The following is a 14,484-nucleotide window of genomic DNA, read 5'->3' as shown; positions in this document are numbered from 1 at the left end:
GTTTATTGATCCAAACGTTTCTCAAGCTCTGCTTTTTTCTCTTCGAAGCCAGGCTTGCCGAGGAGAGCGAACATATTGACTTTGTACGCTTCCACTCCAGGCTGGTCAAACGGGTTGACGCCGAGCAGGTATCCGCTCATTGCGCAGGCTTTTTCAAAGAAGTATACGAGGTAGCCGAACGTGTAAGCGTTCATTTCAGGTACGTTCACGATCAGGTTCGGCACATTACCGTCTGTGTGCGCGAGCATTGTGCCTTGGAACGCTTTTTTATTGACGAAGTCGACCGTTTTGCCGGCAAGGTAGTTTAAGCCGTCAAGATCATTGTCCGCTTCTTCGATTGTCAGCTCATGTCTCGGCTTTTCAACGTTCAGCACCGTTTCGAACATGTCTCTTCTTCCTTCTTGTACGTATTGTCCAAGAGAGTGAAGATCCGTCGAGAAGTTGGCTGAAGATGGATAAATGCCTTTTTCGTCTTTTCCTTCACTTTCGCCAAAGAGCTGCTTCCACCATTCTGCGAAGTACTGAAGGCCCGGCTCGTAGTTGATCAGCATTTCAATCGTTTTGCCTTTGTTATAAAGGACATTTCTGACGACCGCGTATTGGTAAGCCGGATTGTCTTCAAGCTCTGATGTGGAGAAGTCTTTGCTCGCATCGCGGGCGCCCTTCATCATTTCATCGATATCGGCTCCGCTGACTGCGATTGGAAGCAAGCCGACCGCTGTGAGCACAGAAAAGCGGCCACCGACATCGTCAGGAATGATAAATGATTCAAAGCCTTCCTCATTAGCAAGCGTTTTTAATGCGCCCCGCTCTTTATCAGTTGTTGCATAAATGCGGCGTTTCGCTTCTTCTTTTCCATACTTTTCTTCAAGAAGCTTGCGGAAGATCCGGAAAGCAATCGCCGGTTCTGTCGTTGTGCCTGATTTAGAAATCACGTTGATTGAAAAATCAGCGTCTTCAAGAAGATCCATCACGTCTCTCATGTAAGAAGAGCTGATGTTGTTGCCGATGAAAATCACTTGCGGCGTTTTACGCTTTTCTTTCGGCAGCACATTGTAAAATGAATGATTCAGCATTTCGATCGCCGCTCTTGCGCCGAGGTATGAACCGCCAATTCCGACAACCAGCAAAACATCGGAATCATTTTGAATTTTTTCAGCGCATTTTTTAATGCGGGCGAATTCTTCTTTGTCGTAGTCAGTCGGAAGATCCACCCATCCTAAAAAGTCGCTGCCCGCACCTGTTTTTTCGTGAATGGTATGGTGGGCGACTTTCACGAAGTCACGCAGATATGTAAGTTCATGTTCTTTAAAGAATGGCAATGCTCTTGAGTAGTCAAAACGGACATGCGTCATATTATTAAACCTCCAGTACTAGCTGTTTTCTTCCATATACCCGCCAGCGCTTTCATTTTCATGAGAGTGCGGGCCAAAGGGTTTTAAAACATGTCGATTTTCGGCGACAGCCTCTTCCCTTTTCACTTTATATGAACTCCTTCGTTAAATCAAGTGACGAAAAAAAGGAGGATGGAGGCAGGCGCGCAAAAATGCATGTTTTTCAGCCGCCACGCGCAGTTTTGTCAAAAAGATAACAAATGAACAACGGCTCAAGGTATGGCGGTCCTCCTTGAGCCGTCAAGAAATCTTATAAAGAAGCCTTCAAAATAGACAGAACATCGTCTTTATTCAGCGTTTTAAAGCGGCCGAATTCGCCGTTTGCCATCGCTTTGTCGGCAATCAGATCCAGCTTCTCATCTGTGATGTCATAATCAGCAAGACGATTTGGCGCGCCAAGGCTGGTCCAGAATTCAGACAGCTTCTCGATTCCAACAAGCGCCACTTCACGATCGGTTTTTCCTGTTTCATCTACGTCAAAAACGCGTACGGCAAGCTGTTTAAAGCGGCCGACATTTTCGGAAAGCGTGTGCTTCATCCAATTCGGGAACAGGATCGCAAGCCCTCCCGCATGCGGAATATCGTAGACGGCCGAAACAGCGTGCTCGATATTGTGCGTCGCCCAGTCTCCGCGTGCGCCCATTGATAGCATACCGTTCAGCGCAATGGTGCCTGTATAGAGAATCGTTTCTCGCAGCTCATAGTTTTCAAGGTCTTCAATGAGCTTAGGAGCTGTTTCAATCACCGTTTTGAGCAGGGATTCGCACATCCGGTCCTGATAAGGAGTATTTTCGGTATGGTGAAAATATTGCTCAAACACGTGGGACATCATGTCGACAATGCCGTAAATCGTGTGGTCTTTTGGAACGGTAAATGTGTTGACCGGATCAAGAATTGAAAATTTAGGGAATACGAGCGGGCTTCCCCAGCCGTATTTTTCATTGGTTTCCCAATTTGTGATCACAGATCCCGAGTTCATTTCCGATCCTGTTGCTGCCAACGTTAAAACCGTTCCAAACGGCAGCGCATCAGCAGGAATATGTTTTTTTGTCACAATATCCCATGCATCGCCGTCGTATTTCGCTCCGGCGGCGATCGCTTTCGTACAATCGATGACGCTTCCGCCGCCGACTGCCAATAGAAAGTCAATATCGTTCTCTTTGCAGATCGCGACTCCTTTATTCACAGTGGCAACACGCGGATTCGGTTCGACACCGGGCAATTCATGGACGGTCGCGCCTGCCTTTTCAAGGATTGAAATCACTTGATCGTATAAACCGTTTCGTTTAATGCTGCCTCCGCCGTATACGAGCAGGACATTGCGGCCGTAGTGTTTCACCTCTTCTGCCAGCTTTTCAACTTCTCCCCGGCCGAACATCAGCTTCGTGGGATTCCAATATGTAAAATTATCCATCTATATCTCCTCCTTTATTTACTATTATGGGAAATCGCCGAATGCCCTGTAAAGCGATCTGCTCCTCAAGCGTATAATGTTTCCAAATCCGTCGCAATCTATAAATGTGAAATATAGGACTTCAAAAAGGAGGAAAAACAAATGAATGCACTTCAACGTATTGCATTGGTATTAACAATCATTGGAGCAATCAATTGGGGACTGATAGGATTTTTTCAATTTGACTTGGTTGCAGCCATTTTTGGCGGTCAAGGATCCGCTTTAGCCCGGACCGTTTACGCGCTTGTCGGAATCGCAGGTCTGATCAACCTCGGACTTTTATTTAGACCGGCTGAAGAGACTGCTGGCGAAGACGCCAAGCAGCCGGAAATGCGATAAAAAAACTCCGGCTTTTGCCGGAGTTTTTCAATTATTTCTTAATAAGATCTTTTCTGTTGGACTGCTCGATCCACTCTTCAAGTTTGTCTTTTAACGTGTTGAATCCTTGTGGAGCAGCTGTATCTTCGGCTTGAACAGCCTTTTGTCTTCTAGGCTTGCTTTCTTTTCGTTCAGGAGCTGCCTGTGTAGCGCGGATAGAAAGGCTGATTTTGCCTTTTTCCTCATCTACAGAAAGAACCTTCACTTGCACCTCATCACCGATCGCCAAGTGCTCATTAATATCTTTAACGAAACCGTGTGTTACTTCAGAAATATGCACGAGTCCCTGTGTTTCTTCATCTAATGCAACAAACGCTCCGTACGCCTGTAATCCAGTCACTTTTCCAGTGTAAACACTGCCTACTTCAAATTTTGCTGTCATAACTAACAACTCCTAAATCATATGAATTTAACTCTTTTTATACGCAATAAAAAATTATATCATACAAGTCTTTATTAAGCAAAAAAACTTTTTTAAGCATTGTATGTTTAAAACCGAGCTGAAAGGGGAATACTAAAGAACAACTAAGGCTTTCTAGTATTCCCCCCCCTTATGTTGATGCGGACCTTTTAGGTGCGCATTTTTTTATTGAACTGCACCGGTCTTCTGGACAAAGCGTTTCATTCTGACGAGCGCTTCCTGAAGCTGTTCAAGCGAGGAAGCGTAAGAACATCTGATATAGCCTTCGCCGCTCGGCCCGAAAACATTGCCCGGGACGACGGCGACTTTTTCTGCGATGAGAAGCTCCTCAGCAAACTGTTCTGAACTCATGCCCGTTTTTTTAACGGACGGAAACGCGTAAAAAGCGCCCCCCGGCTGATGACAGTCAAGCCCGATTTCGTTCAGTGAATCCACAAACACATTCCTTCGGCGGCGATAGCTTTTTTTCATCTTTTCGACGTCTTCGAGACCGTTTTTAAGGGCTTCCTCCGCCGCAAATTGAGCCATGCTTGGCGCGCACATCATCGAGTACTGGTGAATTTTCAGCATAGGGTCCCTTAAATATGCAGGAGCTGCGACATATCCAAGGCGCCAGCCTGTCATGGCAAACCCTTTCGAAAAACCCGATATCAATATCGTCCGCTTTTTCATTCCGGCGATTTCCGCAAAGCTTGTATACGTTTCATCGTATGTCAGCTCGGCGTATATTTCATCCGCTATTACAATCAGGTCATGCTGTTCAGCAAAAGCCGCGATCTCTTCCAGTTCTTTTTTTGAATACACAGAGCCTGTCGGATTAGACGGGGTGCAAAGGATAATGGCCTTCGTACGTTCAGTCAGAACGGCTTCAAAATCGGCTGCACTCGCTTTAAATCCGCGCGCTGCGTTCGTGTGAATGTGAACCGCTTTTCCTCCCGCCAAAGAAACAAGCGCTTCATAAGCGACAAAACAAGGCTCGGGAATCAGCACTTCTTCTCCGGGATCAAGGATCGCCCTGACCGCAATATCAAGCGCCTGGCTTGCTCCGACTGTGACAATCAGCTCGTCATCAGGAGCATAATCCAGATGAAAGCGTTTATTCAGATAAGCGCTGATCTCTTTCCGCAAAGAAAGAAGACCCGCGTTTGCCGTATATGACGTGTAGCCCTGTTCAAGGGAAAGGATGCTCGCTTCCCTGACATTCCACGCCGTTACAAAATCGGGCTCTCCGACGCCCAATGAAATCACGCCTTCCATTGTGGACGCAAGATCAAAAAATTTGCGGATGCCCGACGGTTTGATTTGCTGGGCTGCTTTCGAAATATAAGTTGTCCTCATTTAAGGAGACACCACGATTCTTTTGTCATCATCACCGGAGTCAAAAACTTTACCGTCATGCTTGTATTTCTTTAAAATAAAGTGGGTGGTTGTCGACACGACCGATTCGAGCGTCGATAATTTTTCGGACACGAAATGCGAAATATCCGACATCGTTCTGCCGCGGATGACAACAGACAGATCATATACGCCTGACATCAAGTAAACGGATTCAACTTCCTGAAAACGATAAATCCGCTCGGCCACTTCGTCAAATCCGACGCCGCGCTTCGGTGTTACCTTCACATCGATCATCGCTGTCACGCCTTCATGGCCGTCGACTTTTCGCCAGTCGATCATTGCCGAATAATCGATGATGACCTTTTCTTTTTCAAGCTTTTCGATAATCGCTTTTGTTTCTTCCTGTGAAATGTTCGCCATTTTAGCAATGGTTTCAGGTTCGAGGCGGCTGTTTTCCTCTAATATTTCCAATATTTCTGTTTCTTTTTCTGTTAGCTTCATCTCGTTATCACACCTTTTATATGTCAAGAAATCTTCTGAATATTATAGCACGTTTTTGAACGAATGTAAGGCGGTAAAAAAAGCGAAATCAAAGCGTGAAAAAAATTTTTTCGGGTACGATAAATAACGTACTCAGGACTTAGGCGACAACATGCAGCCAGATTGTTTGAACATGAAAGAAAAACATTCGGAGTGATTTGGATCATGCTGTTAACAAAACCTTCTATTGAAACCATTCAAGGGGTCAATATATATTATGAGCATTACGAGAATCCGGGCAGGCAATCGCTCGTTTTAATACACGGCTTTCTTTCTTCCTCGTTTTGCTACAGAAAAATCATTCCTCTTCTGAAGGATGAGTTTAATTTAGTCGCCGTTGACCTGCCTCCCTTCGGCCAATCAGAAAAATCCAGCACCTTTGTGTATACCTATCAAAACATGGCCAGGGTGGTCATCGAACTGATCGAAAGGCTGAGGATTAGAGACGCCGTGCTTGTCGGACATTCGATGGGCGGCCAGATTTCACTTTATGCGATAAAGGAAAGGCCTGAACTGTTCAAAAAAGTCGTCCTGCTGTGCAGCTCAGGCTATTTAAAGCGTTCCCCCCGCCCGCTCATTTTCGGGAGCCATATTCCTTATTTTTATTTGTACATCAAGCGCTGGCTATCAAAACAAGGCGTCCTGAAAAATCTCATGAATGTTGTCTACGACAGATCTCTGATCGATCAGGAGATGATCAATGGCTACCTGAAACCGTTTCTCGACGATCAAATTTTCAGGGCGCTCGCGCGTCTCATCAGACACCGGGAAGGCGATTTATTACCGGACGATTTGAAGAAAATCGAGACGCCTTCCCTCTTAATCTGGGGCGAAGAGGACCGCGTTGTCCCTGTACAGATCGGCAAAAGGCTTCATCAGGATTTGCCCAATTCTATTTTCTATTCCCTGCGGGAAACCGGCCACCTCGTCCCCGAAGAAAATCCGGATTATGTATCAGACAAAATTGCCGATTTCATTTTGACATGAATATAAAAAAACCGCCGTTTGGCGGTTTTTAATTTTGATCAGCACGAACTGCTGTCTTTGATCGCAAGGAGCCGTTCAGCCAGCTGTTTGCATTTTGCCAGCGGCAGCGTCTGATCAAATGATACTTCAAAAACGGACTGGATAGCTTCGCCCAGCCGCTCTGCGTCGTTTTCCGTGTAGACGGCCTGAACAATCTCGGCCGCTTCCGTTTCATAAAAATCGGGTCCGGCTTGAAACGGATCCCATTCCTTTATGATGTGGATGATTTGTGCTGCTGCCTGACTTTCTTTCATCATGATCACCGCTTCATTGTAATGTTTCAAAAGCTATTGTATCATAACGCGCCGGCTTGTCGATAAGGAAAGCACCAGGCTATCGGCCGGCTTGTCTCCGCTTCCTCCGCCAGGCGATCAGCAGCAGCCCGATGCCGTTGACGAGAATCAATCCGAACACGGTATTTCCGAGGGGCGCCCAGCCGTTTTCCCCCGTCAGCATCACTGACAGCACAACCTTGCCGATCAGCGTCACATTCAATACCGCAAGTCCCCACCCTAAGGAGCGCTTCCAAAATGCCGCGCCAATCAACACGAGAAACCCCATCATAAAAGCGAGCGTGAGCACGGCAGAAAGCGGGTTGGACAAAAGCATCTGCTCGTAATCCAAAACAGCCTGCATCTCCGGATTGATCCGCTCGGGGACGGGAAACCAAAACATGCTGCTCGTCATCAGCAAAAAAGTAACGATGACGCCTTTCCAAGTCCGCCTATAGCAAAAATACGCAAGCGCCACAAGAAAGACCGGGCGAATATACCAGCTCATAGGGTTGAGATGACGCTGAAAAGCCCACTCAAGCACACTGCTCCATTCCATCGGATGCCACTCCCTTTACTTTATAAAAGCTTTCATGGTTAAAACATTGCATTCTATCCTTATCACAGTTAATGTATAACATATGAAAAAGACATGAGGTGAGATCATGGATTTTAATACAGAACATAACAGACGCGGGACCCAGTCTGTGAAGTGGGACTTAACACAGGAATTATTCGGTGTAGATGACGCGCTTCCAATGTGGGTGGCTGATATGGATTTCCGCGCCCCCCAGCCCGTTATCGACGCTCTTCAGCAGCGCTTGGAGCACGGGGTTTTTGGCTATACATCTGCAAGCGCGGGCACGAACGAAGCTGTCACCGATTGGCTTAGCCGCCGGCACGGATGGAATACTGAACCGGCGTTTATCACTTTCAGCCCGGGCATTGTAACAGCGCTAGCCCAAGCAGTGCAGGCGTACACAGAGCCAGGCGAGCGGGTGGTCGTACAGCCGCCTGTATATACGCCGTTCTTTGATATAGTTGAAAAAAACGGACGGGTTGTGTTACACAATCCATTAATCGAAAAAGACGGCCGCTATGAAATGGATTTTTCCGACCTTGAAAAAAAGCTTGGGGAACCGGATGTGAAGATGTTCATTCTTTGCAATCCGCACAATCCTTCCGGACGTTCATGGTCGAAAGAAGAGCTGACAACGCTGGGCGAACTCTGCCTTAAACACGGTGTCACAGTTGTTTCCGACGAAATCCATTCAGACCTGATGCTGAACGGACTGAACCATACGCCGTTCGCCTCTTTATCTCCGGAATTCGCGGATATTTCGATCACATGTATTGCACCGAGCAAAACGTTTAACTTGGCCGGGTTGCAGGCCTCAGCCATCATCATACCCGACAAGGCGAAGAGAACCGCCTTTGCAAAAGTTATGCAGCGCCAGGGACTGCATTCTTTAAATACATTTGCAGTTGCAGCAATCGAAGCGGCCTATTCAAAAGGCGAACCGTGGCTCGATCAGCTTATCCCTTACATCGAACGAAATATGGAAGAAGTCCGCCGCTTTTTAGCAGAGGAGCTGCCCGAGGTCCGCATGATGGAGCCAGACGCCTCTTACTTGGCATGGCTTGACTGCCGCAAGCTCGGATTGACGGATCAGGACATCAAACGGCTTCTCCTTCATAAAGGAAAGCTGATTCTGGAGCCGGGACCAAAGTACGGACCGGGCGGAGAAGGATTCGTCAGAATGAATGTCGGATGTTCGCTCTCTGTTGTAAAAGACGGGCTCAGACGTCTGAAGACCGCTTTTTCATAAGCGTTCCGGCTGAAAAACGGGCGCTTCTAAGAGCGCTTGTGGATGGTTTCATTCAATTCTCTTTCCAGCTTTTCCGCTTTTTCAGCTTCTTTTTTGGAATGTTTAATGATCAGCCGGAATACAACAATTGCGATGATAAAGAAAACGGCCAGCGTAATAAAAGAAGGGATATATTCTCTTTTGTCTTCAGGAAAATAGAGCATAAACTGAATCAGAAACGGCGCCATTTTTCTTCCTCCCTGAAATGATTTTTTTACCATTTATTTATTATGATACCATTAGGAGGCAGATGCAGTGAACAACCAATTTCAAGTCGGCGATCGTGTAAAGGGCTTTTATAAGACAGGCGTCTACATCGGCGAAATTACGGATGTTAAACCGATGCACTACCTTGTCAAAATCCTCGCCGTGCTGACCCACCCGAAGCAAGGCGATCTTCACCATCCCAACAAGGCAGACGTCCCTTTTTTTCATGAACGAAAAGCGCTCGCTTTCGGTGAACAGACAAATATCCCGCATCGTATGGTGAAGCCGTTCGATGAAGCTGTACCGGATTATGCGGATTCGCTCCGCTCAGCTTTAAACCGTTTAAAAACGGATCTGCAAAACGATTCGTCCGAATACGCGGCAAAATCGCTTGAACTTATTCATGCGCTTGAAAATGAATATTTCCCGCACAAATAACCCAATCTGTTCGCCAGATTGGGTTATTTATGTGGCGTGCGGAAAAACTTTTGAAAGATCAACCCGTTCGCCGATCGTCGTCGGTTTCGGATTTTCCAAATACTTCTTATCCCGTTCTACGAGCCGAAACAGCTTATACGTTGTCATCGCGTCGTCTAGCGCTTTATGCTGTTTTCCCGTTCCTGAATCGCCGTACTCTTCCGCTGCTTTCCACAAATTCGTCAATGTTTTGTCACCAAAGAATTCCTTGTACTCCATGGAAAGATCCCTCATCTCTCCTTTAAACGGAAACGGAACATGGTTGAACATGCAATTTTGCTTCAGCACTTTCATATCCATGTTTCCCCATGTAATGATGGCGCTGTTTTGGTCAGGATCAAGCTCCCGCAGCTTTTCAATCAACGCGTTAAACGTGATGCCTTGGTCAACCTGTTCCTGCGTAATGCTGAGAAATTTTTTGCAGCGCCTCGTTAATTTAGGGAACTTCTTCGGCTTAATATAGCTTGAAAATGTCTCAACCACCTCATCATGAACCGCCTTTACAATCCCTGCTTCTATGATTTCCGGGAAAAAATTTTGCGGGTGATACTTTCCCTCAGGCATTGTAAATTCAAAATCAATAATCAGTAAGGTGCTCGCTTCCAACTTTCACACCTGCCTTTCTATCTCAATATAAAAAACTTATGGATGTAGCGCAGCGGATGGAAATCGTCCAAGCCTAAAGCCTTCTGAATGTTTTCCAAAGTACGTTCATATTTCTCTTATTATATCATTATATTTCTATATTTAAGGTTTTAATTTCTGAAAATGTTGAAAATTCCTTCAAATACCCAATTTTCATTTTTCCAATGAGCAGCGATTCCATACAGCTTCCACATTTCATTTATAATGAAGGAAATTCAAACTTTTTAAGAAGGTGATTCGCATCTCTGTTTATAAGAAAAACCTTGTGATCATGTGGTTCGCGAATTTTTTCGTGGCCGCAAGCTCTACAATGGTTCTGCCGTTTCTTTCCCTCTATATCGAAACGCTCGGCAGCTATTCGGACGGATTTACGGCAAAATGGAGCGGATACGTTTTCGGCGTCACATTTTTGATGGCCTTTTTGGTTTCTCCTTTTTGGGGAAGGTTCGGAGATAAACACGGCTATAAAAAAATCCTCTTGATCACGGGCACCGGCATCGGCACTTGCATTCTTCTCATGTCCCTTGTCTCTTCCGTATACGAACTGTTTTTTTTGAGAATGGCGATGGGGCTCGTAACCGGGTTCATTCCCACTTCCCTTGCCATGATTTCGGCTCAGACGCCGAAAAAAACGGCTGGCAAAGTGCTCGGCACGCTGCAGATGGGCACGGTCTCAGGAGGGTTATTCGGCCCCTTGCTCGGCGGTCTGCTCGCCGATCGCGTCGGTTTTACATATACGTTTTTCATTACGGCATTTGCCATTTACAGCGCCGTTTTCCTCGTGTTTATCGGAGTGCGTGAACGTCCTTTGAAGGCGAAGCGCGATGCCTCCGCCGGGTATACGAGAAAGCAGGTGCTGCAGACGATTTTGCACCAGCGCCCGCTGATTACGGCGATGATCCTCACCGCTGTGATTCAAGTGGGAAACTTCAGTGTTCAGCCGCTGCTTGCCTTATATGTCAGCGAGCTGCACGGAACTGACAATCTCGCATTTTTCTCAGGGCTGGCTTTTTCTGCAACCGGCCTTGGAAGCCTTCTCGCCGCGAGAAAATGGGGCGTCTTAGGCGATCGGTTCGGCCATGGAAAAATATTGATGATTCTCGCGCTGGCTGCCGCGGTTTGCGTTATCCCGCAAGGACTTACATCTCAGTATGAAATGCTTGTGTTCTTCCGCTTTCTGTTCGGAATCGCGCTTGGCGGGATGATTCCCTGCATCACCGCCTTAATCCGAGTTGAATCTCCGGGGCCTATTCAAGGGGAAGTGCTTGGCTATAATGTAAGTTTCAGATTTTTGGGCAATGTCATCGGCCCGGTGCTCGGCGGCGTTCTTTCCAGCTTTTTCGGAATTTCTTCCGCTTTTTACGCAACTGCCGTCCTCTTTTTCGGCGGAGCATGCCTTCTGATATTCCAAAGGTCCCAGCAAAAAAAATCAGAGGCAAAAGCAAGCTGAAATCGGATAAAAAACTGCCAATCTATCAAATTATCCTTCTCGATATCGAAAAAGAATGGTACGATATGGCTAGAATTTAGCGAAAAGAGAGTGACAAAGTTGCGTTCATTTTTTGGATGGATTTTTCTGTTGATGTTAATTCCTATATTTGTCTTTACCTTAATGGCCTCCGGCCGGGAAGCTCAGGATATGAAGCCTCTCGATCAGGTGCTCGATGAGAAGATCAATATAAAAGATATCGGCCTTGTACAAAACAGCTACATGTATGACAGGGACGGCGCCCTGATTTCAGAAATTGTTTCAGATCACCAAAACCGGGTATTTGTCCCCTATAAAAATATCCCTGATCATGTGAAGCAGCTGTTTCTCACTTCAGAGGATCGGCATTTCTTTCAGCATAAAGGCTTTGATTTTATCGGAATGGCCCGGGCCGCCGCAGCCAATGTCAAAAAAGGCGGCATTGATCAGGGAGCCAGCACGATTACACAGCAGCTTTCGAGAAACTTGTATTTGAACCATGAACGAACCTTCGACCGCAAGTTCACAGAGCTCCTGTATTCCTATCAGCTGGAAAAAAAGCTTTCAAAAGAAGAAATTTTTGAGAAATATTTAAACACGATCTATTTTAATCATGGGGTCTACGGAATTGGATCCGCGTCTTATTTCTATTTCAGCAAGCCTTTGAAATCTCTCAACCTTGCCGAAACGGCGTTTATTTGCGCGATCCCTAATAACCCTACATTATATGATCCTTTGAAACATTTTGACTACACAAAAACCCGCCAAAAGCGGCTGCTTGAAGGGCTGAAAAAAGCGGGCGTGATCACTGAAAAAGAATACAGCAAAGCCGTAAAGCAAAAAATTACGCTTCATGTAAAAGAAAAGAAAGACGCTTATCCCGACTATACGACTTATGTCAACGAGGAATTCACCAAATTGGTGTCTGCTTCGGAAGGGTTTGACGAACGGCTGAAAAAGGCAAAAACAAAAGAAGAAAAGAAAAAAATCGAAAAAGAGCTGTCTAACCGCATCAGCTCCCTCACGACGAGCGGGATCAAAATTTATACGGCGCTCGATACCGGGATGCAAAACCGGGTCGTCCAGCAAGTGAATAATCGCCTCCCTTATGAAGGCGTACAAGGCGGAGCGGTGGTGATCAACCACCAAACCCATCAAATCGTCGCCATGTCCGGCGGGAAAAACTATAAAAAGTATGATTACAACCTGGCATTCCAGGCATACAGGCAGCCGGGATCATCGATTAAACCGCTCCTTGACTACGGGCCGTACATTGAAGAAACGGGTGCGACGGCAGGCAGCATGATTGACGCAAGCAAATTTTGCAGCAAAGAATACTGTCCGAACAACTTCAACGAAAGAACATACGGAACCGTGTCGATCAAGACAGCCTTTAAAAATTCGTATAATACACCGGCCGTACGAATGCTGAACCGGGTCGGCGTGCAAAAAGGATTCAGCTATTTAAAACCGTTCGGATTTGATAAAATCGTTCAAAATGACTACCGTCTTCCTGCTGCACTGGGCGGATTTACATGGGGCTTCTCACCGCTGGAGATGGCCGATGCCTATACGACTTTCGGCAATAACGGCAGCTATACATCCAGCCATGCCATCACAAAGGTGACGGACTTAAAAGGCAAAACGCTTTACAAATGGAAAGACAAACCGCAGCAAGTATTCAGCATGCGGACAAACAACCAAATGCGTCAGCTCTTATCAGCGGTTGTCAAAGAAGGAACCGGGAAAAAAGCGAATTTCAGCGGCGGATATGTAGGAGGCAAAACCGGAACATCCAACGGGTACAGAGACCTTTGGTTTGTCGGATTGACGGATACGTACACAATGAGTGTATGGGTCGGAAAAGAGGCAAAAGGCAATGTCGAGTATCTGCATCACGCGGGACCTCAACTTTTAATCTGGAGAGGAACGCTTGCATACGCATCTTAAATCAAAAAAGGGGTGGCTGAAAGTGGCTGATATGCCTGAGCGAATCGTTCTGTTTGACGGCGTGTGCAACTTTTGCGACGGAGCCGTTCAATTCATCATCAAGCATGATCCAGAAGGCTTATTTTCATTCGCTTCCCTGCAATCTGATGCCGGGGGGAAGCTGCTCAAGCAATATCAGCTCCCCTCCGATCATTTTGACAGCTTTATTTTGATCGAAAACGGACGGGTATATCAGAAATCAACCGCGGCCTTGCATGTGGTGAAAAGCCTTCCTGGTCTTTGGCGGGCCGCTTCCGCCCTCTTGATCATTCCCAGACCGCTACGGGACGCCATCTACAGCGTGATTGCGAAAAACCGTTACAAATGGTTTGGGCAAAAAAGCGAGTGCACCATTCCCGGTCCTGAGATCAGAAAACGATTTTTGTCATAAAAAAACCGGAGCCGTCGGACAAACGTCCGCGCTCCGGTTTTTTGCATGGCTCAAACGGGCAGGCTCGCCATGACGCTGTTATATAGCTTGATGACGATATACACCGTGCCAATTAAAAACGTAAACCAAAACAGCAGCTCAAACATAATAAAGCCGATTAATGACATAAATGAAAGCGTGCTGTGGATCGCATAAACGATAAAAATTAAATATACGAGTGTTGCGAGTAAAAAAAGCGCTGCAATTCCAGCGGCATATTGGACAAAAATAAAGGATAAAAGGCTTGCTCCCAGATACACGGCAGAACCGACCCTGATTTTCCTCAGGTTCGCTCCTTCAGGATCTTTGGCGAAAAATAAGAGGGCAAGCTCTGTCACTGTATTGGCAATCAGCTTCAAAGCGGAAAATACCATGAAAAAAATCAGCGTAAACACAGCAAACAAAGCCATCCGGATGCCGCTCTCAGAGAAAAATTCGAGCATTCCTTTGTAAATGCCGAGAGAAGACAGTATCCCCATGGCATAGATAACGGAAGAAATCGCAAGAGATGAACTGAAAAGAAGAATTGCGATAAAAGGAAAAAAGCCTGTTACATACGTATTTTTCATAAAAAAAAG

17 protein-coding genes are annotated in these 14,484 nt (G+C 46.2%); 7 read left to right on the top strand and 10 right to left on the bottom strand.

All coding sequences use genetic code 11. From position 1 onward, the window contains the following. Positions 1–2: 2 nt before the first annotated feature. Entirely contained in the window at positions 3–1,355 is a 1,353-nt protein-coding gene (locus M1D90_RS04945) for a glucose-6-phosphate isomerase (protein WP_020452762.1), read from the bottom strand. Between the two features lie 289 nt (positions 1,356–1,644). After that, positions 1,645–2,808, bottom strand: coding sequence for an iron-containing alcohol dehydrogenase (locus M1D90_RS04940; RefSeq protein WP_101561525.1), 1,164 nt, complete (start codon positions 2,806–2,808; stop codon positions 1,645–1,647). Between the two features lie 141 nt (positions 2,809–2,949). Here M1D90_RS04940 and M1D90_RS04935 point away from each other — a divergent pair, with 141 nt between their 5' ends. Next, positions 2,950–3,186 (top strand): DUF378 domain-containing protein, encoded by a 237-nt coding sequence (locus M1D90_RS04935; protein WP_020452764.1) that lies wholly within the window; start codon positions 2,950–2,952, stop codon positions 3,184–3,186. A gap of 31 nt (positions 3,187–3,217) precedes the next feature. Here M1D90_RS04935 and yugI read toward each other — a convergent pair whose 3' ends face one another. From yugI to M1D90_RS04920, 3 genes are all read right to left on the bottom strand, one after another. Next, positions 3,218–3,607 (bottom strand): S1 domain-containing post-transcriptional regulator GSP13, encoded by a 390-nt coding sequence (gene yugI, locus M1D90_RS04930; protein ID WP_020452765.1) that lies wholly within the window; start codon positions 3,605–3,607, stop codon positions 3,218–3,220. Between the two features lie 204 nt (positions 3,608–3,811). Next, entirely contained in the window at positions 3,812–4,984 is a 1,173-nt protein-coding gene (locus M1D90_RS04925) for an aminotransferase (protein WP_219191959.1), read from the bottom strand. Continuing rightward, entirely contained in the window at positions 4,985–5,485 is a 501-nt protein-coding gene (locus M1D90_RS04920) for an Lrp/AsnC family transcriptional regulator (RefSeq protein ID WP_003184796.1), read from the bottom strand. It lies immediately after the preceding gene. A gap of 204 nt (positions 5,486–5,689) precedes the next feature. Between M1D90_RS04920 and M1D90_RS04915 the strand changes: the two genes are divergently transcribed. Next, a complete protein-coding gene (locus M1D90_RS04915) occupies positions 5,690–6,511 on the top strand; it encodes an alpha/beta fold hydrolase (RefSeq protein WP_023856136.1) in 822 nt (273 codons plus the stop codon). A 38-nt stretch (positions 6,512–6,549) separates the two neighbouring features. Here M1D90_RS04915 and M1D90_RS04910 read toward each other — a convergent pair whose 3' ends face one another. Together M1D90_RS04910 and M1D90_RS04905 are read right to left on the bottom strand one after the other, a co-directional pair. Then, the gene (locus M1D90_RS04910; RefSeq protein ID WP_023856137.1) at positions 6,550–6,804 is read right to left on the bottom strand and encodes a DUF1871 family protein; all 255 of its coding nucleotides are present in this window, start codon (positions 6,802–6,804) and stop codon (positions 6,550–6,552) included. 79 nt (positions 6,805–6,883) lie between these two features. Beyond that, complete coding sequence (locus M1D90_RS04905; protein ID WP_456283171.1) at positions 6,884–7,381, bottom strand: hypothetical protein; 498 nt, start codon at positions 7,379–7,381, stop codon at positions 6,884–6,886. 106 nt (positions 7,382–7,487) lie between these two features. Here M1D90_RS04905 and M1D90_RS04900 point away from each other — a divergent pair, with 106 nt between their 5' ends. Next, the gene (locus M1D90_RS04900; RefSeq protein WP_025809718.1) at positions 7,488–8,651 is read left to right on the top strand and encodes a MalY/PatB family protein; all 1,164 of its coding nucleotides are present in this window, start codon (positions 7,488–7,490) and stop codon (positions 8,649–8,651) included. 26 nt (positions 8,652–8,677) lie between these two features. Here the strand turns inward: M1D90_RS04900 and M1D90_RS04895 are convergent, their stop codons facing one another. Then, positions 8,678–8,878, bottom strand: a complete 201-nt coding sequence (locus tag M1D90_RS04895) for a hypothetical protein (protein WP_020452772.1) — start codon at positions 8,876–8,878, stop codon at positions 8,678–8,680. 67 nt (positions 8,879–8,945) lie between these two features. On the opposite strand from M1D90_RS04895, the gene M1D90_RS04890 reads away from it, so the two are divergent. After that, entirely contained in the window at positions 8,946–9,335 is a 390-nt protein-coding gene (locus M1D90_RS04890; RefSeq protein ID WP_023856140.1) for a kinase-associated lipoprotein B, read from the top strand. Between the two features lie 27 nt (positions 9,336–9,362). Here M1D90_RS04890 and kapD read toward each other — a convergent pair whose 3' ends face one another. Further along, positions 9,363–9,938: a 3'-5' exonuclease KapD gene (gene kapD / locus M1D90_RS04885; protein ID WP_373926117.1), complete on the bottom strand. Its 576-nt coding sequence runs from the start codon at positions 9,936–9,938 to the stop codon at positions 9,363–9,365. 352 nt (positions 9,939–10,290) lie between these two features. Between kapD and M1D90_RS04880 the strand changes: the two genes are divergently transcribed. The 3 genes from M1D90_RS04880 to M1D90_RS04870 all read left to right on the top strand — a co-directional run bounded on the left by M1D90_RS04880 (position 10,291) and on the right by M1D90_RS04870 (position 13,867). Continuing rightward, on the top strand, positions 10,291–11,469 hold the full coding sequence (locus M1D90_RS04880) for an MFS transporter (protein WP_025809721.1): 1,179 nt from the start codon (positions 10,291–10,293) through the stop codon (positions 11,467–11,469). 132 nt (positions 11,470–11,601) lie between these two features. Continuing rightward, positions 11,602–13,437 carry a transglycosylase domain-containing protein gene (locus tag M1D90_RS04875; protein ID WP_052252271.1) on the top strand — a complete coding sequence of 612 codons (1,836 nt, stop codon included), beginning with the start codon at positions 11,602–11,604 and terminating at the stop codon, positions 13,435–13,437. A gap of 31 nt (positions 13,438–13,468) precedes the next feature. Continuing rightward, complete coding sequence (locus M1D90_RS04870) at positions 13,469–13,867, top strand: thiol-disulfide oxidoreductase DCC family protein (RefSeq protein WP_033155026.1); 399 nt, start codon at positions 13,469–13,471, stop codon at positions 13,865–13,867. 50 nt (positions 13,868–13,917) lie between these two features. Here M1D90_RS04870 and M1D90_RS04865 read toward each other — a convergent pair whose 3' ends face one another. Continuing rightward, positions 13,918–14,475 carry a YufK family protein gene (locus M1D90_RS04865; RefSeq protein ID WP_020452777.1) on the bottom strand — a complete coding sequence of 186 codons (558 nt, stop codon included), beginning with the start codon at positions 14,473–14,475 and terminating at the stop codon, positions 13,918–13,920. Positions 14,476–14,484: the final 9 nt, after the last annotated feature.

Source organism: Bacillus sp. JZ34, assembly GCF_053903205.1.
The sequence above is the reverse complement of the archived record's forward strand: the minus strand, read 5'-3'. Positions and strand labels throughout refer to the sequence as shown.